At 60.4% G+C, this 24,372-nt stretch carries 16 protein-coding genes and 1 pseudogene; 15 read left to right on the top strand and 2 right to left on the bottom strand.

The annotated features are described in order from the left end of the window. The first annotated feature begins 88 nt into the window (after positions 1 to 88). Positions 89 to 1,465, top strand: coding sequence for a pyridoxal-phosphate dependent enzyme (locus tag AB7M26_RS21535; RefSeq protein ID WP_008069858.1), 1,377 nt, complete (start codon positions 89 to 91; stop codon positions 1,463 to 1,465). Beyond that, entirely contained in the window at positions 1,462 to 2,643 is a 1,182-nt protein-coding gene (locus tag AB7M26_RS21530; RefSeq protein ID WP_123494655.1) for a cystathionine gamma-synthase, read from the top strand. The genes AB7M26_RS21535 and AB7M26_RS21530 overlap by 4 nt, the downstream gene beginning before the upstream one ends. Before the next feature lie 60 nt (positions 2,644 to 2,703). Here the strand turns inward: AB7M26_RS21530 and AB7M26_RS21525 are convergent, their stop codons facing one another. Then, the gene (locus AB7M26_RS21525) at positions 2,704 to 2,979 is read right to left on the bottom strand and encodes a DUF1652 domain-containing protein (protein WP_123494656.1); all 276 of its coding nucleotides are present in this window, start codon (positions 2,977 to 2,979) and stop codon (positions 2,704 to 2,706) included. A 225-nt stretch (positions 2,980 to 3,204) separates the two neighbouring features. Between AB7M26_RS21525 and AB7M26_RS21520 the strand changes: the two are divergent. The 13 genes and pseudogenes from AB7M26_RS21520 to AB7M26_RS21460 all read left to right on the top strand — a co-directional run. Next, positions 3,205 to 3,336: pseudogene (locus AB7M26_RS21520) on the top strand (DUF4440 domain-containing protein); the annotation flags it as partial. Positions 3,337 to 3,389: 53 nt separating this feature from the next. Next, positions 3,390 to 4,802, top strand: coding sequence for an NAD(P)/FAD-dependent oxidoreductase (locus AB7M26_RS21515; protein ID WP_429386124.1), 1,413 nt, complete (start codon positions 3,390 to 3,392; stop codon positions 4,800 to 4,802). A 381-nt stretch (positions 4,803 to 5,183) separates the two neighbouring features. Beyond that, positions 5,184 to 6,641, top strand: coding sequence for a serralysin family metalloprotease (locus tag AB7M26_RS21510; RefSeq protein WP_123494659.1), 1,458 nt, complete (start codon positions 5,184 to 5,186; stop codon positions 6,639 to 6,641). A gap of 97 nt (positions 6,642 to 6,738) precedes the next feature. Continuing rightward, a complete protein-coding gene (locus AB7M26_RS21505) occupies positions 6,739 to 7,161 on the top strand; it encodes an AprI/Inh family metalloprotease inhibitor (protein WP_429386120.1) in 423 nt (140 codons plus the stop codon). 212 nt (positions 7,162 to 7,373) lie between these two features. Beyond that, positions 7,374 to 9,161: a type I secretion system permease/ATPase gene (locus tag AB7M26_RS21500; RefSeq protein WP_429386118.1), complete on the top strand. Its 1,788-nt coding sequence runs from the start codon at positions 7,374 to 7,376 to the stop codon at positions 9,159 to 9,161. Then, positions 9,158 to 10,507: an HlyD family type I secretion periplasmic adaptor subunit gene (locus AB7M26_RS21495; RefSeq protein WP_123494662.1), complete on the top strand. Its 1,350-nt coding sequence runs from the start codon at positions 9,158 to 9,160 to the stop codon at positions 10,505 to 10,507. Before AB7M26_RS21500 ends, AB7M26_RS21495 begins: the two co-directional genes overlap by 4 nt. A gap of 2 nt (positions 10,508 to 10,509) precedes the next feature. Further along, complete coding sequence (locus tag AB7M26_RS21490; RefSeq protein ID WP_429386115.1) at positions 10,510 to 11,874, top strand: TolC family outer membrane protein; 1,365 nt, start codon at positions 10,510 to 10,512, stop codon at positions 11,872 to 11,874. 177 nt (positions 11,875 to 12,051) lie between these two features. Then, positions 12,052 to 15,009: an autotransporter serine peptidase EprS gene (eprS, locus tag AB7M26_RS21485; protein WP_429388930.1), complete on the top strand. Its 2,958-nt coding sequence runs from the start codon at positions 12,052 to 12,054 to the stop codon at positions 15,007 to 15,009. A gap of 228 nt (positions 15,010 to 15,237) precedes the next feature. Further along, on the top strand, positions 15,238 to 18,333 hold the full coding sequence (locus tag AB7M26_RS21480; protein ID WP_429386112.1) for an autotransporter domain-containing protein: 3,096 nt from the start codon (positions 15,238 to 15,240) through the stop codon (positions 18,331 to 18,333). A gap of 23 nt (positions 18,334 to 18,356) precedes the next feature. Then, positions 18,357 to 20,057: a polyurethane esterase gene (locus AB7M26_RS21475; RefSeq protein ID WP_429386109.1), complete on the top strand. Its 1,701-nt coding sequence runs from the start codon at positions 18,357 to 18,359 to the stop codon at positions 20,055 to 20,057. Positions 20,058 to 20,154: 97 nt separating this feature from the next. Then, positions 20,155 to 22,008, top strand: coding sequence for a polyurethane esterase (locus AB7M26_RS21470; RefSeq protein WP_429386106.1), 1,854 nt, complete (start codon positions 20,155 to 20,157; stop codon positions 22,006 to 22,008). A 282-nt stretch (positions 22,009 to 22,290) separates the two neighbouring features. Then, positions 22,291 to 22,656, top strand: a complete 366-nt coding sequence (locus AB7M26_RS21465; RefSeq protein ID WP_123494668.1) for a hypothetical protein — start codon at positions 22,291 to 22,293, stop codon at positions 22,654 to 22,656. A gap of 74 nt (positions 22,657 to 22,730) precedes the next feature. After that, positions 22,731 to 23,936, top strand: a complete 1,206-nt coding sequence (locus tag AB7M26_RS21460; RefSeq protein ID WP_429386103.1) for a DUF1624 domain-containing protein — start codon at positions 22,731 to 22,733, stop codon at positions 23,934 to 23,936. 162 nt (positions 23,937 to 24,098) lie between these two features. On the opposite strand, the gene AB7M26_RS21455 is transcribed toward AB7M26_RS21460, so the two are convergent. Next, the gene (locus AB7M26_RS21455; protein WP_123494670.1) at positions 24,099 to 24,323 is read right to left on the bottom strand and encodes a YgdI/YgdR family lipoprotein; all 225 of its coding nucleotides are present in this window, start codon (positions 24,321 to 24,323) and stop codon (positions 24,099 to 24,101) included. Positions 24,324 to 24,372 lie beyond the last annotated feature (49 nt).

The following is a 24,372-nucleotide window of genomic DNA, read 5'->3' as shown; positions in this document are numbered from 1 at the left end:
AAAGCGAGGCTTTGCTTGCGACTGGCGCGCAATGATTCGCCGCAGGTCGCTGTCCATCCAGTGCGGATACATGCAGCGAGGTGACGACATGCCGAATGACTCCCGTCCCGCCGTGCTCGAACTGATCGGCAATACGCCGCTGGTGCGTATCAGCCGCTTCGATACCGGCCCATGCACACTGTTTCTCAAACTCGAATCACAGAACCCCGGCGGCTCGATCAAGGACCGCATCGGCCTGGCGATGATTGACACCGCCGAGCGCGATGGCCGCCTGAGACCCGGTGGCACCATCGTCGAGGCCACTGCCGGCAACACCGGTTTGGGCCTGGCCCTGGTCGGCCGGGCCAAGGGTTATCGGGTGGTGTTGGTGGTGCCGGACAAGATGTCCACCGAGAAGGTTCTGCACCTCAAGGCCATGGGCGCCGAGGTGCATATCACCCGTTCCGATGTCGGCAAAGGTCATCCCGATTATTACCAGGACGTCGCTGCGCGGTTGGCGCGGGACATTCCCGACGCCTTCTTCGCCGATCAGTTCAACAACCCGGCCAACCCGCTGGCCCACGAGTGCAGTACCGCTCCGGAGATCTGGGCGCAGACTCAGCATGATGTGGATGCCATCGTTGTCGGCGTCGGTTCGGCCGGCACGTTGACCGGGCTGACCCGTTTCTTTCAGCGTGTACAACCGAACCTGGAAATGGTGCTGGCCGATCCGGTCGGCTCGGTGATGGCCGAATACAGTCGCAGCGGCACCCTCGGTACGCCTGGCTCCTGGGCGGTGGAGGGCATTGGCGAAGATTTCATTCCGTCGATTGCCGACCTGTCCAGCGTGCGTAAGGCTTATTCGATCAGCGACGAGGAAAGCTTCGATCATGCCCGCCAACTGCTGCGCGCCGAAGGGATTCTTGGCGGGTCTTCGACCGGCACGTTACTGGCGGCGGCGCTGCGTTACTGCCGCGAACAAACCGAGCCGAAGCGGGTGGTCAGTTTCGTCTGCGACACCGGCACCCGTTACCTGTCGAAGGTCTATAACGACCAGTGGATGAACGACCAAGGGCTGCTGGCGCGCAAGCGCTACGGCGATTTGCGTGATCTGATTGCGCGGCGCTTCGAGGATGGCAGGGTGGTCAGCGTGGGGCCGGACGATACGCTGCTCACCGCGTTCCAGCGCATGCGCCTGGCGGATGTTTCGCAACTGCCGGTGCTAGTGGACGGGCAGCGGCTGGTCGGGGTCATCGACGAGTCCGATATTCTGTTTGGCGTGCACGAAGACGCTACGCACTTTCGCATGACCGTGACCAGCGCGATGACCGACAAGCTCGAAACCCTGCCTCCCGGCGCCAGTCTTGCTGAGCTGGAGGCGGTGCTCGATCGTGGGTTGGTGGCGATCATCGCCGACACTTCGGGCTTCCACGGCCTGATTACTCGCGTCGACATGCTCAATCACTTGCGGAGATCCCTGGCATGAGTCAGCACGATGAAACCGCCAAACCACGTGCCTTTGCCACCCGTGTGATCCATGCCGGACAGACACCGGACCCTTCCACCGGGGCGCTGATGCCGCCGATCTACGCCAACTCCACCTATCTGCAACAGAGCCCCGGTGTGCACAAGGGGTTCGACTACGGGCGTTCGCACAATCCGACGCGCTTCGCCTTGGAGCGTTGCGTGGCGGATCTCGAGGGCGGCACTCGGGCCTTCGCCTTCGCTTCCGGGCTGGCGGCGATCGCCAACGTCCTCGAGCTGCTCGACGTCGGCGCCCATGTCGTCTCCGGCAATGACCTTTACGGCGGTACATTCCGGCTGTTCGACAAGGTGCGACGGCGCAGTGCCGGGCATCGTTTCAGTTTTGTCGATCTGACCGATCTGGCGGCCTTCGAAGCGGCGCTGCAGGACGACACGCGGATGGTCTGGGTCGAGACGCCGAGCAATCCTTTACTGAGCCTCACGGATCTCGCCGCCGTCGCGCGTATCTGTCGTCAGCGGGGCATCATCTGTGTGGCCGACAATACCTTCGCCAGTCCGTGGATACAGCGGCCGTTGGAGTTGGGTTTCGATATCGTGCTGCACTCGACGACCAAGTACCTGAACGGTCACTCCGACGTGATCGGCGGCATCGCGGTAGTCGGGCAAAACGCAGAACTGGCCGAGCGGCTGGGTTTTCTGCAGAACGCGGTGGGGGCTATCGCCGGGCCGTTCGACGCTTTTCTCACATTACGCGGGGTGAAGACCCTGGCATTGCGCATGGAACGCCACTGCAGCAACGCGCTGGAGCTGGCGCAATGGCTGGAGCGTCAGCCGCAGGTGGCGCGCGTTTACTATCCGGGCCTGCCATCGCACCCACAGCACGAACTGGCGCGGCGGCAGATGCGAGGATTCGGCGGAATGATTTCCCTCGATTTGAACTGCGACCTGGCGGGTGCCAGGCGTTTCCTTGAGAGTGTGCAGATCTTCGCCCTGGCCGAGAGCCTGGGCGGGGTGGAAAGCCTGATCGAGCACCCGGCGATCATGACCCATGCCAGCATCCCCGTCGAAACCCGGGCACAACTCGGCATCGGCGATGCGCTGGTGCGTTTGTCAGTGGGGGTTGAGGATGTCGAAGACCTGCGTGCCGATCTGGCTCAGGCCCTGATGCAGATTAGTTAAACGCAATCAATGTGGGAGCGAGCAAGCCCGCTCCCACAGGTTTTGTGAAGCGCTGGTCGTTCAGGCATAACTCCTGAGAGCCTGCGGCGGAATGAACGCCTCCAGCTCATCTTCCACAGCTTCAATGATTCGTTCTACGTCCGCCGCATTCATGACCGTTGCGCAAGGAATGCCGGCAATGGCGATCATGGTTTCACCACTGGCGCGGTCGAACAGCCGCGCAACCATACTGCCCGGCGCATCCATGGTCGCTTCGAAACCCATGGGATGAAAATGCCAGCGCATCAGCTGGCAGGCATTTGGAAAAGTGACTTTGCTGAAGGAACCTTTATTCATGTGTTGCCCACCTTAATCATCGAGCGCTTCCTTTAGCTCATGTTAGGAGGGAAGAACCTTCAATGGCTCAACCGGTGACTGTCTTTAAAAGTAGCATCCAGATGTGAAAGTCATGTGGATTTTTTCAGTCCGTTTAGCGATTGGTTCATTTTCTTTTGACGCAGATCACGAGACACCGATTTTGTGGCGAAAGGCCAATGTTGGCGGGGGCATTCCACGGGGGCCATTGAAGCCTGGCGAGAACTTCGGCAAGCTCGGTTTTTTCTCGTCGAGTCTTTTACGCACGCCGATGATGGCCCGTTGCAAACCAGGCCACTGATGCGTTACCACCTGCGCTGGAAACACCGGGATCTGGATAGACCCGTGCCCCAGGATCGACACCATCGAAGTTTTGAGCAGGGGAGTCTTGCATGTCGGCGTGGCGCACGATCAGTTTGTGGATGGACCAACTTGAGGAGCCATTGCTGGCACGCCCGGCACTGGAGCAGGAGCAGGAGCTGGACGTCGACGTGGCCATCATTGGCGCCGGGTACACCGGGCTCTGGACCGCCTACTACCTCAAGCGCCTGGCACCGGAGCTGGACATTGCCATCATCGAAGCCCAAACCGCCGGTTTTGGTGCTTCGGGCCGTAACGGCGGTTGGCTGATGGGTAATCTGCTGGGTGAAGATCGCTTGCTCGCCGACTTACCGGCCGAACAGCGCCGCGCCTCTTTCGAACTGCTGCACGGCATCCCCGATGAAGTAGAGATCGTCATCGAACGAGAAGGCATCGACTGCGATTATCGCAAAGGCGGGGTGCTTTACTGTGCTGCGCGCTATCCAGAGCAGGAAGCCAGCCTGCGCCATTATCTGGACACGCTCTACCGCCAGGGGCTGACCGAAAGCGACTACCGCTGGCTCAGTCCCGAGCAATTGGCGCAACAAATCAGAATTGCCAAACCTTATGGCGGTATCTATGCACCGCACGTCGCAACCATTCACCCGGCAAAGTTGGTCCGAGGTCTGGCACGGACGGTGGGGCGCATGGGGGTCAACATCTATGAGAACAGCCCGGTCATTCAATGGCAGTCAGGCAGTTTGCGCACGGCCAAGGCTCAGGTTCGCAGCCGCTGGATCGTGCCGGCGGTAGAAGGGTATGCGGCCACATTGCCACCGTTGGACCGTTATCAGTTGCCGGTCCAGAGTTTGCTGGTGGCGACCGAACCGTTGTCCGCCGCGACCTGGGACGAAATCGGCCTCAGCCGCGGTCAGGCTTTCAGCGAAAGCAGTCGCCAAGTCACCTATGGCCAGCGTACGGCGGATAACCGCTTGGTATTTGGCGCCCGAGGTGGCTATCAATTTGCAGGCAAGTTGCGCCATGACTTCGACTTGACCGCCAGCGAAATAGAGTTGCGTCGCTACCTGTTCAGCGAACTTTTTCCGCAGCTCAAGAACGTCCGAATTACCCATGCCTGGGGCGGCAACCTGGGTATGTCCCGGCGCTTCAAGCCGCACATGCTCTGCGATCAGGCCAGCGGCATCGCCTTGTCCGGCGGTTATGGCGGGGAGGGCGTCGGTGCCAGCAACCTCGGCGGGCGAACGCTGGCCGACCTGATTCTTCAGCGCGACACCGAGTTGGTCCGCCAGCCGTGGGTCATTGCTCAGGGTGGTCTCGACGCGCTCAAAGCCTGGGAGCCCGAGCCCTGCCGCTGGTTGGGCTACAACGCGATCATCCGCAGCTTCGTCCACGAAGACCGGACCCTGGCTAACCCGGCTACCGCGCCCTGGCGTCGCAAACTGGCCAGCCGGGTCGCGGGGTTCATGGAAGGGTTCATGCACTGAGCGGGGCAACGGCAGGCCACAACTACAACTAACCGATCGTTTAATTTAGTTGATGGCAATCCACTGGCACTTATACTAATAAATCCGAAAAAGTGAGAACTCATCTACAGAAAAACAACTTACTCATATTTAATATTTAGATAGCAGATTGTCGGACAATCTGGCCAAAATCTTCAACTACAAACTATATTTCGACAGCACGCGCACTGTTTACTGGAGTTCGCCGGAACCACTCAATTTGACGTCAAAAAAAATGTAGACGTTTGATTTCGAATTGTGTCAGTTTTTATACGCCTTCATTGGGCGAGTGATAGGACGATCTCGCCAGAGATTGTCGTATCGGACAAAAACTGTTCCATTGCTAAACAAGGAAGTGTGTTTATGTCGAAAGTAAAAGACAACGCTATTGATCTTGCCGAACAGGCCTTTGCGCCATTGCAAGCGCTGGCTGCACCCAGTTCCGCCTACAACCAGATCGATAGTTTCAGCCATCAGTATGATCGGGGTGGCAATCTCACGGTCAATGGCAAACCCTCCTTCTCCGTCGACGAGGCTGCTACCCAGCTGCTGCGCGACGGCGCTGCCTACCAGGACAAGGACGGCAGCGGCAAAATCGAACTCACCTACACGTTCCTGACCTCGGCCTCGTCGAGCACCATGAACAAGCACGGTATCACCGGGTTCAGTCAGTTCAGCGCGCAACAGAAAGCACAGGCCGCACTCGCCATGCAATCCTGGGCCGACGTGGCCAATGTCACCTTCACCGAGAAGTCCTTCGGCGGTGACGGTCACATGACCTTCGGTAACTACAGTGGTGGTCAGGATGGCGCCGCAGCATTCGCCTACCTGCCTGGCACCGGTGCGGGTTATGACGGTACTTCGTGGTATCTGACGGGTGGTGGTTATAACGTCAACAAGACGCCGGACCTCAACAACTACGGCCGTCAGACCCTGACCCACGAAATTGGTCACACCCTGGGCCTTGCTCACCCTGGCGACTACAACGCTGGTGAAGGCGCACCTACTTACAATGACGCGACCTACGGCGAAGACACCCGCGGTTACAGCGTCATGAGTTACTGGAGCGAGAGCAATACCGACCAGAACTTCAGCAAAAGTGGTGTGGAAGCCTATGCGTCCGGCCCGCTGATGGACGATATCGCCGCCATCCAGAAACTCTACGGTGCCAATACCACCACCCGTACCGGTGATACCACCTACGGCTTCAACTCCAACGCCGGTCGCGACTTCCTGAGCGCGTCTTCGTCGTCGGACAAAGTCGTGTTCTCGGTCTGGGATGCGGGCGGCAAGGACACCCTGGATTTCTCCGGTTTTACCCAAAACCAGAAGATCAACCTCAATGAAGCCTCGTTCTCCGATGTTGGCGGCATGGTGGGCAACGTGTCCATTGCCAAGGGCGTCACCGTCGAAAACGCGATTGGCGGTTCGGGTAGCGACCTGCTGATCGGCAACAGCGTGGCCAACGAACTGAAGGGCGGTGCCGGCAACGACATCCTCTTCGGCTCGGGCGGTTCGGACAAACTGTGGGGCGGTTCGGGTTCGGACACCTTTGTGTTCGCGGCCAGCAGCGACTCCAAGCCAGGTGCGGTCGACCAGATCCTCGATTTTGTCAGTGGCCTGGACAAGATCGACCTGACCGGCATCACTAACGGCGCGGGCCTGCATTTCGTGAACTCGTTCACCGGTGCGGCAGGCGATGCAGTGTTGACCACTTCGGGCGGTAACAGCCTGTTGTCGGTGGACTTCTCCGGGCACGGCGTGGCTGACTTCCTGGTCAGCACCGTTGGCCAGGCGGCGTTCTCGGACATCGTGGCCTGATTCAAGGCAAAAAGGAGGGCAGCGCTTGACGCGCCGCTCTCTGTCCCTTGAACGGCAAGTGTTATGAGTAAGGCTACAACCCAGAGTAAAACGCCCTATGATCCAGAACGCTTTTACCTACAAAGCAACCGCGTGGCTGTTGGCGACGCTGATGATGTTTCTTGGAGAGGTAGCCATGGCAAGCAGTCTGAAATTAGCCGACCCGTCGGAACTCGCCGGGAAATGGCGGGCTACCTTGAACACCGCGCAAGACTCGCCCGAGTCCCAGGCGCTGCAGGACAAACCGTCGAATGTTTGCATGATCGAGCTCAATTTGAACCAGACCCTGGGTGAGGGAGCCGACTGCCTCGGCGCCTGGCTGAACGAGTCGGCGATTGGCTGGTTCCCGGAACCGGATGGCATTGCCGTGACCGGTAAAGAAGGCTCAAGAATTGTGTTTTTCAGCCGACAGCATGAGGGGCTTTATAAAAGCACCTTGAAGTCAGGTCTGATCATTACGCTCGAGCGCACTGCGCATTAAGTGAAAAATGTCGGACAGGCACCAAGCGCTGAATATAAAGCTTGTTATTGCCGTTATAAGCAGCCGATCAATAACAGGAATTCTTTGAAGAACCCAAAGAGTTGCTATTAGTGTGTAAGCGATCACCGGCAAAAGAATGTCTCGACCCATGTGCGGACAGTTAATTGGAACCTCGTCAAGTAAGGCGAGGATTAATACCTCAGGAAAAACCAATGAAGATGGCGAAGAGCCCGGCCACCGCACCGTTATTCAAGGCACTGGGCGACTATAAGAGCATCCTGATCAGCGTCGGGTGTTTTACCGCACTGATTAATGTGCTGATGTTGGTCCCGTCGATTTATATGCTGCAGGTCTATGACCGGGTACTGTCTTCGCAAAACGAAACTACCTTGGCAATGTTGTCGTTGATGGTGGTCGGGTTCTTCGCTTTTATCGGTTTGCTGGAGATCGTGCGCAGCTTCATTGTCATCCGTATCGGCAGCCAACTGGAGCGCCGCTTCAACCTGCGGGTGTATCAAGCCGCTTTCGAGCGCAACCTGTTCAAGGGCGAGGGCAACGCGGGGCAATCCCTGGGCGACTTGACCCATATTCGCCAATTCGTCACCGGCCCGGCGCTGTTTGCCTTCTTCGACGCACCGTGGTTTCCGGTGTATCTGTTTGTGATCTTTCTGTTCAACGTCTGGCTCGGCGTATTGGCCACCGCGGGCGCGGTACTGCTGATCGGGCTGGCCTGCCTCAACGAGGCCATGACCAAAAAGCCCTTGGGCGAAGCCGCGGGGTTTTCCCAAAGATCCAGCCAACTGGCCACCAGTCACCTGCATAACGCCGAAACCATTCAGGCCATGGGCATGCTCGGTGTCTTGCGCAAGCGCTGGTTTCAGGTGCACTCGCGTTTTCTCGGCTTGCAGAATCAGGCCAGTGACACCGGCGCCGTAATTAGCTCCCTGAGTAAAACCCTGCGCCTGTGCCTGCAATCCCTGGTGCTGGGGCTGGGCGCCTTGCTGGTGATTCAGGGTGACATGACCGCCGGGATGATGATCGCCGGTTCCATCTTGATGGGCCGGGTACTGAGCCCCATCGATCAGTTGATCGCTGTATGGAAACAGTGGAGCGGCGCAAAACTCGCTTACCGCCGTCTCGACGCCTTGCTGCAAGCCTACCCGCCGTCTGACGAGGCCATGGCGCTGCCGGCGCCGAAAGGCCAGATCACCTTTGAACAAGTCAGCGCCGGCCCGCCCGGGCAACGGGCCGCGACCTTGCACATGGTCAATTTCAACCTGGGCGCCGGGGAAGTGCTGGGTGTGCTCGGGGCTTCCGGCTCCGGTAAATCGACCCTGGCCCGGGTGCTGGTCGGCGTCTGGCCGACGCTGGGCGGCACGGTGCGGCTCGATGGCGCGGACATTCATCGCTGGAACCGCGACGACCTCGGCCCTTACATCGGTTATCTGCCCCAGGACATCGAATTGTTCAGCGGCAGCATCGCTGAAAACATCGCCCGATTCCGTGAGGCGGATCCGCAAAAAGTCGTCGAAGCCGCGCAACAGGCCGGCGTTCATGAACTGATTCTGCGCATGCCGCAAGGCTACGACACCGTGCTGGGCGAGGACGGCAGCGGTTTGTCCGGCGGCCAGAAACAACGTGTGGCCCTGGCTCGAGCGCTGTATGGCCATCCGAGCCTGGTGGTGCTGGATGAACCGAACTCCAACCTCGACACCGTCGGCGAAGCGGCATTGGCCGGCGCTATCGCGCAAATGAAAGCCCAGGGCACCAGCGTGATTCTGGTTACCCATCGCTCTTCGGCCCTGGCCCAGGCCGACAAATTGCTGGTGCTCAACGAAGGTCGCTTGCAGGCCTTCGGCCCAAGCCAGGAGGTGCTCAAGGCGCTTGCCGGTAACCCGTCAGGCGCCCAGGAACAGCAACGTGAAAAACCTGCGCAGGCACCGGGCGGGCTCAGCATGAGCCGACAGTATCAGCCCACGACAAGGAATTCGGGTGTATGAGCAGCACACGCATGAACGACGACAGCGAAGCGACAATGGAACACGACTACATCGCTGAACGCCCTGAGCGCGACGCGCGTTTCTTCGCCCGCATGGGCTGGATTCTGGCGATTGTCGGCGCAGGCAGTTTCTTCACGTGGGCGAGCCTCGCGCCGCTCGATCAAGGCATTCCGGTGCAGGGGACCGTGGTGGTCTCGGGCAAGCGCAAAGCCGTGCAATCGATGAGCAGCGGTGTGGTCAGCCAGATTCTGGTGCGCGAAGGCCAAGTGGTGAAGCAGGGCCAGCCGCTGTTCCGCCTCGACCAGACCCAGGTCGCGGCCGACGTGCAATCGCTGCAAGCGCAATACCGCATGGCGTGGGCCAGCCTGGCACGCTGGCAGAGTGAACGGGACAACCTCAAGCAGGTGAATTTCCCTGCCGTGCTGAGCAACGATCCTGACCCGCGTCTGGCCCTGGTGCTTGAAGGCCAACGGCAATTGTTCAGCAGCCGTCGCGAAGCCTTTTCCCGTGAGCAAGCGGCCCTGCGCGCGAACATCGAAGGCGCCAGCGCGCAACTGGCCGGCATGCGCCGTGCGCGCACCGACCTGACGGCCCAGGCCAGTTCCCTGCAACAACAGCTGAGCAATCTTCAGCCCTTGGCGGACAACGGCTACATCCCGCGCAACCGCTTGATGGATTACCAGCGTCAGTTGTCGCAAGTGCAGCAACAGCTGGCAGAAAACACCGGCGAAAGCGGCCGGGTGGAGCAGGGCATCCTTGAGTCCCGGCTGAAACTGCAACAGCACAGCGAGGAATACCAGAAGGAAGTCCGCAGCCAACTGGCCGACGCGCAACTCAAAAGCGTGACCCTGGAAGAGCAACTGACTTCCGCCGGCTTCGACTTGCAACACAGCGAAATCATCGCCACCGCCGACGGCATCGCCGTCAACCTTGGGGTTCACACCGAAGGCGCGGTGGTGCGTCAGGGCGACACGCTGCTGGAGATCGTCCCGCAAGGCGCCCGCCTGGAAGTGGAAGGGCACTTGCCGATCAACCTGATCGACAAGGTCGGCACGCACTTGCCGGTGGACATTCTGTTTACCGCGTTCAACCAGAGCCGTACCCCGCGAGTCCCCGGCGAAGTCAGCCTGATCTCCGCCGACCAGATGGTCGATGAGAAAACCGGTGTGCCGTACTACGTGCTGCGCAGCAGCGTCAGTGATCAGGCCATGGAAAAACTCAACGGTCTGGTGATCAAACCCGGCATGCCGGCGGAAATGTTCGTGCGTACCGGTGAACGTTCACTCCTCAACTATTTGTTCAAACCGCTGCTCGACCGGGCAGGCTCCGCGTTGACCGAGGAATAAGGATGTTCGGCTGTATGAATAAGCTTTCCCTGCTCGCAGCGACCCTGGCGTTGCTGACGTGCAACAGTGCGATGGCCATGGGGCCGTTCGACATTTATGAGCAAGCGTTACGCAATGATCCGGTGTTTCTCGGCGCCATCAAGGAGCGTGACGCGGGCCTTGAAAACCGCGCCATCGGCCGCGCCGGGCTGCTACCCAGGATCGGTTACAACTACAACAAGGGGCGTAACACCTCCAAGGTCACTCAAATTAATGAGGGGAGACCAGACTTCACCGAGGACCGCAACTACAGCAGTTACGGCTCGACCTTGACCCTGCAACAGCCGCTGCTCGATTACGAGGCTTATGCGGCGTACCGCAAAGGCGTAGCGCAATCGCTGTTCGCTGACGAAAACTTTCGCGGCAAGAGCCAGGAACTGCTGGTTCGCGTTCTGGAGAATTACACCAAGGCGCTGTTCGCTCAGGATCAGATCGACATTGCACGGGCCAAGAAAAAAGCTTTCGAAGAGCAGTTTCAGCAGAACGAGCAGATGTTCCGCCAAGGCGAAGGCACGCGCACCGATATCCTCGAAGCCGAGTCACGTTATGAACTGGCGACCGCCGAGGAAATCGAGGCGCGTGACGAACAGGATGCGGCCCTGCGCGAACTGGGCGCACTGATTGGCGTGCCGGCCATCGACATTGCCGACCTGACGCCACTGGATCAGAACTTCCAGACCTTCACCCTGCAACCGGCCAATTACGACACCTGGCACGAGATGGCGGTGGCCAATAACCCTAACCTGGCCTCCCAGCGTCAGGCGGTGGAAGTGGCGCGCTACGAAGTCGAACGCAACCGCGCCGGCCACCTGCCAAAAGTCAGCGCCTACGCCTCGGTGCGCCAGAACGAATCGGAAAGCGGCAACACCTACAACCAGCGCTACGACACCAACACCATTGGCATTGAAGTCAACGTGCCGCTGTATGCCGGTGGTGGGGTCTCGGCCTCGACCCGGCAGGCCAGCCGCACCATGGAACAGGCCGAGTACGAGCTGGACGGCAAGACCCGGGAAACCTTGATCCAGTTGCGCCGCCAGTTCAGCGCCTGCCTGTCGGGGGTCAATAAATTGCGGGCTTATCAGAAGGCATTGGTGTCGGCCGAAGCGCTGGTGGTGTCGACCAAGCAAAGCATTTTGGGCGGCGAACGGGTCAACCTCGATGCGCTGAACGCCGAACAACAACTGTTTACCACCCGCCGGGATCTGGCCCAGGCGCGCTACGACTATTTGATGGCCTGGACCAAGTTGCATTACTACGCCGGAACCTTGAGCGACCAGGACCTGGCCAAGGTGGATGAGGCCTTCGGCCAGGGACCGAAAGCTCAGTAGCGCATAGAAAACATTGTGGCGAGGGAGCTTGCTCCCGTTGGACTGCGAAGCAGGCCCAATGGCGGTTGCTGCGCAACCGAACGGGAGCAAGCTCCCTCGCCACAGAAACAGAGCAACGCCGCCCCTGGACTGGGGACTACAACTCTAAAAACGCCAAGAAAGCGAGATGTCATGCACATGGACGTACAGATCAAGCCGATGTCGGTCGGCACGCTATTGCTCCTGATTTCATCAGTACCAGGCCCAGCCCAGGCGCTTTATCTGGAAACCGGCAAACCCGGCGACGCAGCCAGTTGGCGCTCGACAGAGTTCCAGCGCGATTGGGGCCTGGCGCGCATGCAGGCCGATCAAGCCTATGCCGCCGGCATCACCGGCAAGGGCGTGAAAATCGGCGCGCTGGATTCCGGTTTCGATTCCAGCCATCCCGAATTTGCCGCAGACCGTTATCACGCGGTGACGGCCAGCGGCAGCTATGTCGACGGCTCAGCATTCAACGTCGACGGCACGCTCAACACCAACAACGACTCCCACGGCACCCACGTCACCGGCACCATGGGCGCTTCCCGGGATGGCACCGGCATGCACGGCGTGGCGTACAACGCGCAAATCTACGTCGGCAACACCAACAAGAACGACAGTTTCCTGTTCGGCCCCAATCCCGATCCGCGCTACTTCAACGCGGTCTATAACGCCCTGGCGGATGCCGGTGTCCGCGCGATCAACAACAGCTGGGGCAGCCAGCCGCCAGACGTCAGCTACCGAACCCTCGACGACCTGCATGCCGCCTACGCCCAACACTGGAACAAAGGCACCTGGCTCGATGCCGCCGCCGACGTTTCGCGGCGCGGCGTGATCAACGTGTTCAGCGCCGGCAACAGCGGCTACCCGAATGCCAGCGTGCGTTCGGCCTTGCCGTATTTTCAGCCAGACCTGGAGGGCCACTGGCTGGCCGTGTCGGGGCTGGATCAAAGCAACCAGCAGAAATACAACCAGTGCGGGATCGCCAAGTATTGGTGTATCACCACGCCGGGCGCGAAGGTCGACAGCACCATTCCCGGCGGCGGTTACGCGATCAAGTCCGGCACCTCCATGGCCGCGCCGCATGCCACCGGGGCATTGGCGCTGGTGATGGAACGCTATCCGTACATGAACAATCAGCAGGCGCTGGAAGTGTTGCTGACCACCGCAACCCAGCTCGACGGCTCGATCACCGAGGCACCGAGTACGCGCATCGGTTGGGGTGTGGCCAACCTCGAACGGGCGATGCGCGGGCCGGGGCAATTGCTCGGGTCGTTCGACGCCAATCTGGGGGCAGGGCAAAGCGATGTCTGGAGCAACGGCATTACCGACAAGGCGTTGATTCAGCGTCAAGCCGAAGACACCGCCGAACGCAGCGCCTGGCAACAAACGTTGAAGGACAAGGGCTGGGAGAACGGCATCGCGGCCGGCGCCAGTCAGCAGGATCAAACCGATTACGCGGTGGGCACAGCTCGCGATTCCGCCGCCGCCAATCGAATCTACGAAGGCAGCCTGATCAAGTCCGGTGCCGGACGGTTGATGCTCACGGGCGACAACACTTACCGCGGCCCGACCACGGTCAACGGCGGGCTTCTGGCCGTGAACGGCTCGCTGACGTCGGCGGTGACCGTCAATGACAGCGGCACCCTCGGCGGTAACGGACGAATCGCTGCGTTGACCGCCAATGCCGGCGGCACCGTGGCGCCCGGTAATTCCATCGGTACGTTGCACGTCAGCGGCGATGTGACGTTTGCAGCGGGTTCGACTTATGCCGTCGAACTGTCACCCACCCGCAGCGACCAGATTATTGCCGGCGGTACGGCCACGATCAGCGGCGCCACCGTGAGCCTATCCCTGGAAAACAGCCCGACCTTGCTCAGCACCCAACAAGTGCAAAGCCTGCTGGGCCATCAGTACAACATCCTGCAAGCGGCCGGCGGCATTGAAGGCCAGTTCGGCGCGGTGCTGCCCAATTATCTGTTCATCGGCGGCAGCCTCGATTACGCCGCGACTGGTATTCAGCTGAGTATTGAGCGCAACGCCACGACCTTCGCCAGCGTCGGCCAAACGCCGAATCAGCGTTCCGTCGCGACGGTTGTGGAAGGGCTTGGCGCGGGTAACGCCGTCTACGAAAGCCTGCTGCTGTCGCCGACCGCGAGTTCGGCGCAACAGGCCTTCCAGCAGTTGTCGGGGGAAATCTACCCGGCGCTGGGCGCGGTGTTTATCAATGACAGCCGTTATCTGCGCGACGCAGTGGGTGAGCGTCTCAACAACGCCAACAGTTCCCGAAACAACGGCTGGATCAAGGCATTGGGCGCCTGGGGCAAGACCGATGACAGTCACGATACCGCCGACTACACCACCTCGATTGGCGGTTTGCTGGCGGGTGTCGATGGCGCAGTGGACGACGAAACCCGTGTCGGCCTGGTCGCCGGTTACAGCGACAGCTCGGTCAGCATGGGCTCCGGAACTCATTCATCAGCACAAGTCGATAGCTATCACCTGGGCGCCTATGCCGGCCACGAAATGGGCGCCTGGCGTCTGAGTGCCGGTGGTGCCTACAGCTGGCATCGGGCCGACATCAAACGTGACCTGCAATACGGCGACGTCAGTGCCAAACAGAAAACCAAGGTCGATGCCGCGACTACTCAGGTGTTCAGTGAGGCAGCGTATCGCCTGAACCTTCGCGCACTGGCCTTGGAGCCGTTCGCCAATCTGGCTTACGTACACCTCGACACCGAGGGCTTCACCGAGAAAGGAGACGCCGCCGCGCTCAAAAGCAGTGGCGACCGGCGTGACGCGGTACTCAGCACCCTGGGTGTACGCGCACTGAAAACAGTAACGCTGTCCGGCCAGCAACAACTGGACCTGAGCGGCAGCCTCGGTTGGCAGCACAACCTGAGCCACACCGATTCCGAGGAACACCTGGCGTTCGCCAGCGGTGGCACTCCGTTCGTGGTGCAAAGCTCGCCACTGGTTCGCGATGCAGCGCTGGTGGGCGCCCATGCCAGCCTGGCCTTGAGCCGGGATGTTCGGTTGAACCTCGATTACACCGGCCAACTGGCCAGCCGCGAGAAGAGCCACGGCGTCGGGCTGAGTCTCAATTGGCAGTTCTAACGCAGTAAACACTGGTTGTGGAGAGAGGGCCTGATCTTCGTGAGTTAACCGCATTCCCTGTGGGAGCGGGCTTGCCCGCGAAGAGGGCGTATCAGTCGACATTAAGGTTGTCTGGCACACCGCCTTCGCGGGCAAGCCCGCTCCCACAGGTTCCGCGTCTTGATTGGCAGGATTGGGCTGGCCTTGAGGCACAAGGATTTTGGCAACATAACTAAGGATGGTCGCTGGATGAGAGCTGAAAACAACAATTCGCCCGCTCGGTCGGGCAGCACGTTTGCTACTTTAAAAACCATCAACCTTGCCTTGCTCTGCGCATTGGCCACCCTGGGCACCGCACACGCGGCGCCCTACGTGGAAAACGGCAGGACAGGCGATCCCGATAGCTGGCGCAGCACGGAGTTCAATGCCGACTGGGGCCTGGGGGCGATCAATGCTCAGGAGGCCTATGCCGCCGGTTACACCGGCAAAGGCGTGAAGCTGGGGATTTTCGATCAACCGGTCTACGCCTTGCACCCGGAGTTTTCCGGGGCCAACAAGGTGATCACGCTGGTCACCAGCGGCATCCGCGAATACACCGACCCGTACATTCCGGTCAAAGCCGGGGATGCCTTTCTGTATGACGGTTCGCCCTCGGTGGGCTCCAACGGCAAACTCGGTGCCCACGGCACTCACGTTGGCGGGATCGCCGCGGGCAGTCGCGATGGCGGCCCAATGCACGGCGTCGCCTTTGGTGCGCAAATCATCAGCGCCGACAACGGTGACCCGGGCCCGGAAGACGGCATCATTCGCGGCAACGACGGCGCGGTGTACAAGGCCGGTTGGGATGCCCTGATCGCCAGCGGCGCGCGAATCATCAACAACAGCTGGGGCATCGGCATCACGGATCGCTTCGACCTCGGTGGTCGGGACCCGGCATACCCGCACTTCACCGTGCAGGACGCGCAACTGCAGTTCAACGAGATCCAGACCTTGCTCGGGACTAAACCCGGTGGTGCCTACGACGGCGCCATCGCGGCGGCCCGCAGTGGCATCGTGACGATCTTCGCCGCCGGCAACGACTACAACCTCAACAACCCGGACGCCATCGCCGGCCTCGGCTACTTCGTCCCGGAGATCGCGCCGAACTGGATGACCGTCGCCGCGTTGCAGAGGAATCCGGACACCAGCAGTCCCGACCCTTACAACATCAGTACGTTTTCGTCACGCTGCGGCTACACCGCGAGTTTCTGCGTGTCGGCACCGGGCAGCCGCATCTACAGCTCGATTATCAGCGGCACCAATGCCGATGACCTGAGCACCGGCTACGCCAATTACAACGGCACCTCCATGGCGGCGCCGCACGTTGCAGGCGCGGTGGCGGTATTGATGGAACGCTTCCCGTACATGACCGGCGCGCAAGTCGCCAGCGTGCTGCGCACCACTGCCACCGACCTCGGCGCACCCGGCGTCGACTCGCTGTACGGCTGGGGCATGATCAACCTGCGCAAAGGCATCGATGGCCCGGCGATGTTCGTGACCGAGCAGGACATTCCCGAGGAATTTCGCATCGACGGCGCCTACGGCTCCAGCCAGTTTGTCGCGGACTTGCCGGGTATCGGCGCGATCATCGACGCCGGCAAACCCACCGAGCGTGTGTGCAATGACGTGCATTGCGGGCTCGACGTCTGGCGCAATGACATTTCCGGTCATGGTGGCCTGACCAAGCAGGGCATCGGCACGCTGGTGCTGACCGGTGCCAACACCTACGCCGGCCCGACCCTGGTCAATCAGGGCCGATTGGCGATCAATGGTTCGCTGCTGTCAGCCGTCACCGTCAATGACAGCGGGATCCTCGGCGGTAACGGCAGCATCGCGGCGCTGACCGCGAAAAGCGGCGGTACCGTGGCGCCCGGCAACTCCATCGGTACCTTGCAGGTGGCGGGCGACGTGACTTTCGAGCCTGGCTCGACCTATGCCGTAGAGCTGTCGCCCACCAGCAGTGACCAGATCATTGCCGGCGGCAAGGCGATCATCGAGGGCGCAACCGTCAGCCTGTCTCTGGAAAACAGCCCGACATTGCTGACCACCAGCGAAGCGAAATCCCTGCTCGGCAATCAGTACAACATTCTGCAAGCGGCCGGCGGGATCGAAGGGCGCTTCGGTGCGGTGGTGCCGGATTACCTGTTCCTCGGCGGCACCCTCGACTACTCGGCTGGCGGCATTCAACTGGCGGTGGTGCGCAATGCGACCTCCTTCACCAGCGTGGGCCAAACCCCGAACCAACGCGCCGTGGCCGCTGCCGCCGAGCAGTTGGGCGCAGGCAATCCGCTCTACGAAACCCTGCTGCTGTCGCCGACTGCCGCTGTCGCGCAACAAGCGTTCCAGCAACTCTCGGGGGAGATTCATCCGGCAATCGGCACGCTGCTGATCAACGACAGCCGTTACCTGCGCGATGCAGTCGGCGAGCGTCTGCGCGAGCGTGATCTGTTCGACGCCGGCGCACCCACCGATGACCGCAGCAACGCCTGGCTCAAAGTGCTCGGTGCCTGGGGCAAGAGCGATGGCGGGCATGACAACGCCAGTTCCAACAGCTCCATTGGCGGGCTGCTGGCCGGTGTCGATGGCTTGATCACTGAAGATACCCGACTGGGTTTCGTCACCGGTTATAGCGACAGCTCGTTGAGCATGGGCGATGGCACGCACTCGTCGGCCTCGGTCGACAGCTACCACTTGGGTGCGTACCTGGGCCATGAAATCGACGCGTTGCGCCTGAGCGTCGGTGGCGCTTACAGCTGGCATCGCATCGACGTCAAACGTGACCTGCAATTTAACGGTGTCAGCGGCAAGCAGAAATCCAAACGCGATGCGACCTCCGCGCAACTGTTCACCGAAGCGGCGTATCGCCTGGATCTGCAACCGATCGCTCTGGAGCCGTTCGTCAATCTGGCCTACGTGCACTTGAACACTGAAAGCTTCAGCGAAAAAGGTGACGCCGCCGCACTCAAGGGCGGTGAAAACACCCGCGACGTGGTGCTTTCGACCCTTGGCTTGCGGGCGAGCAAAGCCATTGCGATGTCCGACCAGCAACAGCTGGAACTGTCCGGCACGCTCGGCTGGCAGCACAACCTGAGCAACACCCGTTCCGAAGACCACTTGGCCTTCGTCAATGGCAACACCGCGTTCAGCGTGCAAAGCGTGTCCATGGACCGCGATGCCGCGGTAGTCGGTGCCCGTGCCGGATTGGCGCTGGGCAGCGATACCCGTTTGAGCCTGGATTACAACGGGCTGCTCGGCTCCCGGGAAAAAGACCACGGCGTGGGCCTGACCCTGGACTGGCAGTTCTGATTTGACGCAAAGGAAGCAAGCACATGGGACTGTTTGATTATAAAACTGCCGGCAGTGAGGCCGGCAAAGCGCTGTACTCCGACGCGATCACGCTGACGCTCTACGCCTACACGCCGACCGGCCAGCCACTGCCGGCGACTGCTTGGGCGCCGATTGGCGCGGCAGCGTTGGGCTACCAGGGCAACGTCGGCGCTCAAGGCACCTTCTATGGCGAGAAGGACGGCTTCACCAGCGCCGAAGCCGAAGTGCTCGGTAAATACGACGAGGCAGGCAAGCTGATCGGCATCGGTATCGCCTTCCGTGGCACCGGCGGCCTGGGGTACAGCGACACCTTCGGCGACATGAAAAACAATCTGCTGGCCGCGGTCGGCCCGGTGGATTACGCGACGAACTACGCGAAAAACGCCTTCGATACATTGCTGAAAAGTGTTGCCGCGTTCGCCATCGCCCACGGCTTGAGTGCCAAGGACGTGCTGGTCAGCGGGCATAGCCTCGGTGGGTTGGGGGTCAACAGCCTCGCGGAGCTGAGCGGCAATAACTGGGGCGGTTTCTTCAAGGACGCCAACTACATCGCCTTCGCCTCGCCGACCCAAAGCGCCACCGGCAACAACGTGCTGAACATCGGCTATGAGAATGACCCGGTGTTTCGAGTGCTCGACGGCACGACGTTTAGCAGTGGCTCGCTGGGCAAGCACGACGGTCATCAGGAGTCGGCGACCAACAACATCGTCAACTTCAATGACCAGTACGCTTCCACCGCGCAGAACCTGGTGCCGTTCAGCATTCTCAATCCGCTGAACTGGTCGGCCCACGGTTCGTTGGGCTATGCCGACGGCTTGAACCGGGTGATCGACTCGCGCTTCTACGACCTCACCGACAAGGACTCGACGCTGATCGTGTCCAACCTGCCGGAATCGTCCCGAGGCAGCACCTGGGTCGAAGACCTGGGCCGCAGCGGCGAGCCGCACACCGGCAGCACCTTCATCATCGGCACCGACAGCAATGACTGGCTCAAGGGCGGCGCCGGCAATGACTTCATCGAAGGCCGAGACGGTAACGACCGGTTCCGCGATGACGGTGGCTACAACCTGCTGCTGGGTGGCAAGGGCAGCAACACCTTCGAGCTGCAGAAACCGTTGCAGAACTTCAGCTTTGCCAATGACGGCGACGGCACGCTGTATGTGCGCGACGCCTACGGTGGCATCAGCATGACCCGCGACATTGGCGCGCTGGTGAGCAAGGAGTCGGGTTCGTGGTGGGGCAGCAAGGAGGTGACCTACAACGTCACCGCCAATGGCTTGCTTAATGGCACGGAACTGACCCACCACAACCACTCGCTCAACGGCGATGGCTACAGCAACACGCTGGCGGCGACGCTGGATGGCGATTGGCTGTTCGGCAACGCCGGCGACGATCTGCTGCGTAGCGACAAGAGCCACGTGACCTTCGTCGGTGGCGCGGGCAATGACGTGATGCAGGCCTCGGGGGGCGGCAACAACACCTTCCTGTTCAGCGGTGCCTTCGGCTTCGACGCGATCAATGGTTACCAGGGCAGCGACAAACTGGTGTTCATGGGCGTCCAGGGCGCGGGGCAGGGTTATGACTACGCCCAGCACGCGACCCAGGCTGGCAACGACACTGTGCTCAAGATTGGCGATTACGCCGTAACGCTGGTGGGCGTGGGTCTGGATAATCTCTCGGCTTCGGGAATTACCTTCGCGTAAAGGCTGCATGCACTAATGGCTCCGGGGCGCCTCGTCAGTGAGGCGTCCTGGTTGTGAGCTATCTCTGACAATTCCAACAAAGAGAGAGGCAATACCAATGGGTGTGTACGACTACAAAAACTTCGGTACAGCAGACTCCAAGGCGTTGTTCAGCGACGCCATGGCGATCACGCTGTATTCCTATCACAACCTCGACAACGGTTTCGCCACCGGTTACCAGCAAAACGGCTTCGGCCTGGGTTTGCCGGCAACCCTGGTCACCGCACTGATCGGCGGGACCGATTCCCAGGGCGTCATTCCCGGCATTCCCTGGAACCCCGATTCGGAAAAGGCTGCTCTCGAAGCCGTGCAAAAAGCCGGCTGGACGCCGATCACCGCCGCGCAATTGGGCTATGACGGCAAGACCGACGCTCGCGGAACCTTCTTCGGCGAGAAGGACGGTTACACCAGCGCCCAAGTGGAGATCCTCGGCAAGTACGACGCCCAGGGTCATCTCACCGAAATCGGTATCGCTTTTCGCGGTACCAGTGGCCCGCGGGAAATCCAGATCGGCGACTCCATCGGTGACGTGATCAACGATCTGCTGGCGGCGCTGGGTCCCAAGGATTACGCGAAAAACTACGCAGGCGAAGCTTTCGGCAATCTGCTCAGTGACGTTGCAGCGTTTGCCCAGGCCAATGGGCTTTCGGGCAAGGACGTGCTGGTCAGCGGCCACAGCCTCGGAGGGTTGGCGGTCAATAGCCTGGCGGACTTGAGCAGCGATAAGTGGTCCGGTTTTTACCAGGATTCCAACTACATCGCCTACGCCTCGCCGACCCAAAGCAGCAGCGACAAAGTGCTGAACATCGGTTATGAAAACGACCCGGTGTTCCGCGCCCTCGATGGCTCGTCGTTCAACCTGTCCTCGGTAGGCGTGCACGATGCCGCCAAGGATTCGACGACCGATAACATCGTCAGCTTCAACGACCACTACGCCTCGACGGCGTGGAACGTGCTGCCGTATTCCATCCTCAACATCCCCACCTGGATCTCGCACTTGCCAACCGGTTACGGCGACGGCATGACCCGCGTGCTGGAGTCGCAGTTCTACGACCTGACCAGCAAAGACTCGACCATCATCGTCGCCAACCTCTCGGACCCGGCTCGCAGCAACACCTGGGTCCAGGACTTGAACCGCAACGCCGAAACCCACAAAGGCAGCACCTTCATCATCGGCAGCGACGGCAATGACCTGATCCAGGGCGGCAAGGGTAACGACTACCTGGAAGGCCGCGACGGCAACGACACCTTCCGCGATGGCGGTGGCTACAACATCCTGTTGGGCGGCAAGGGCAGCAACGTGCTGGACCTGCAGGAGTCAGTGAAGAACTTTGTCTTCGCCAATGACGGTGCCGGCAACCTGTACGTGCGCGACGCCAATGGCGGCATCAGCATCACTCGCGACATCGGCAGCATCGTCACCAAGGAACCGGGTTTTCTCTGGGGGGTGTTCAAGGATGACGTGACCCACAGCGTCACCGGCAATGGCCTTGTGACCGGCAGCAACCTGACCCAGTACGCCTCAAGCGTGAAGGGCACGACCGGCGCCGACACCCTCAATGCGCACGCAACCGGCGACTGGATGTTTGGCTTCGATGGCAACGACCATTTGCTCGGCAGCACCGGCAACGACGTGTTTGTCGGCGGGGCGGGTAATGACCTGATGGAGTCGGGTGGCGGGGTCGATACGTTCCTGTTCAGCGGCGCGTTTGGCCAGGATCGGGTGGTGGGTTATCAAGCCAACGACAAACTGGTGTTCCTCGGCATTCAGGGCGTTGCGCCGAACGATGACTACCGGGCCCATGCCACGGCGGTGGGGCAGGATACGTTGCTGACGTTTGGCAGTGATTCGGTGACTCTGGTGGGTGTCGGGCTGGACAGTTTGGCCGGTAGCGCGATTGTGATCGCCTGAGGGTAGCAGGGCGCCTGTCAGGGCCCTATCGCGGGCAAGCCCGCTCCCACAGTGGTTGGTGATGTTCACAAAATCTGTGTCCGCATCAAATCCCTGTGGGAGCGGGCTTGCCCGCGATGAACGATAACGCGGTAAACCTGCCTGTCTAAGTGACCCACCGGTCACTCTCGAACTTCAATACCTGCACCAACAGAAATCTGGCACTAAACAATCAGCCCACATGCACGTTATACTATAACGCATGAGCTGCATGCCGCCCTTGAGTACAGGAGATTTTGCAACGTGAGTAACAGCAAGAGGTACACCTTCGGGCTGGCGCTGGCCTTTATATCGGCAACCGCCGCCGCAGAACTGCCTCAAAGCTCGATTCTGACCCGTTACGGGGTCACCTCCGATCAACTGCCAGAACCGGCCGCGATCGAAACCGCCAAACCCATCGAAGAAAAAACCCGCTTTCAAATCCAGCCGGAACAGCCCTGGGTGACAGTGCGCCTGGGCGACGGTAAACAACCGGAGAAAACCGGCAATATCAGTATCGATCGTTCGATGCAGCAGGAACGGGAGCGTTGCCAGCGGATGCAGGAACGACTGATGCTGAAAGGAGGGCAGTCCTTTTCCTGCGATAACAGCATTCCAGGGATTCACTGAGCAATAACCGCAACGGGCGTTACCAGGCTGAAGCAACAGGGCTGAGCCCACTGACCACGACATGAGTGACTGATATGACCCTATCCACAAGCGTGGCGGGGCAGGCGGGAAGTGTTTCTTCTGCGCTTGCTTGCAGCGCTGCAAAAACCAACACCCGGATGCTCGCCATCGATGCCCTGCGCGGCTTTGTCATGCTCTGCATGCTGGTCGACCATGTGCGGGAAACCTTTTTGCTGCACCGCCAGGTGACCGACCCGATCGACGCCTTGAGCGTGACCCCGGACCTGTTCTTCACCCGACTGCTGAGCACCCTCTGCGCCCCGGTGTTCATCTTCCTCACCGGTTTGTCGGCCTGGCTCTACAGCCAGAAACATACGGCCAACGAGACGTCGGTGTTCCTGCTCAAGCGCGGGCTGTTCCTGGTCTTCCTGGAGCTCACATTCGTCTGCTTTGCGTGGAACGCCGAGTTCCCGCCCAAGACGTTGTGGTTGCAAGTGATCTGGTGCATCGGCATCTGCATGATCGTGCTCGCCGGGTTGCTGCACTTCAAGCGCGGTTGGCTGATCGTGCTCGGGGTGGCGATTGTCGCCGGGCACAACTTGCTCGATGGCGTGACCGTGGGGCCGGAGTCGCCGTTCTACGTGCCGTGGTCGATCCTGCATCAGCGAGTGTTCATCGACATCACCGAGTTCACCCGGGCTCGCACCACGTATCCGGTGTTGCCGTGGATCGGGGTGATTCTGCTGGGCTGGGCCATCGGGCCATGGTTCGGCAAGGACATGGAACCGGCGGAGCGGATTTCGCGGTTGCTGAAAGTCGGCTGCGGCCTGCTGGTGGCCTTCGTGTTCATCCGCTACTTGAATGTTTATGGCGAGAAGCCTTGGGTGCAAACCGGTGAGTCGCTGCGCGCGTTCATGAGTTTCCTGAGCGCGAAGAAGTACCCGCCATCGCTGATGTTCCTGATGCCGACGCTTGGTCTGGGATTGATTCTTTTGGCGTTGTTCGAGAAAGCTCAGGATCGCTGGTCCACCGCGACCTTGGCGATCTACGGCGGTGCGCCGATGTTCTTCTATTTACTGCACCTGTACGTGCTCAAGGCGATGTACTTGATGGCCGTCGCGATCTGGGGCACCAATCAGGGCACTTATTACGGCTTCGACAACCTGCCTATGGTTTGGCTATGGAGCGTGATCCTCGGGGTGTTGCTGTTCTTCCCGACGCGCTGGTTCGCCAACCTCAAACAGCGCCGTCGCGACATCGCGATTCTCAAATATCTCTGATCAAAGACTGCGTCCGCCGGGAAGTTTGAGCGACGAAGAACCTGTGGGAGCGTGGCTTGCCCGCGAAGAACGATGACGCGTAATACCTGACAAACCGCGATGAATTTTTCGCGGGCAAGCCACGCTCCCACAGGATATTCGTCGTTTAGCCCGTTCAGAAGATCAGTCTTCCTTGCGAACCGTGGCCACGTCATCGGCCCGGACTTTCACCTTCGCCCCGGAAATATCTTCAAACTCAAAGAAACCGTCCTCGGTCTTGGTATTCGGCATGTCCTTGGTCAAATACTGAGTGCCGTTCTGCAGGGTAACAACCGTTGGCGTCGAGCAACCGGCCAGGGCCAGAAAGGCCGCTACCGCCAAGGGCAAACCCAGAGTCTTGATCTTCATACACACCTCTCCTTACTCAATAAAAACAGCGCGAACGCCTCGCTTGAGG

This window comes from Pseudomonas sp. F-14 TE3482, from assembly GCF_053629455.1.
Note: the sequence above shows the minus strand (reverse complement) of the source record. Positions and strands in the feature narration are given on the sequence as shown.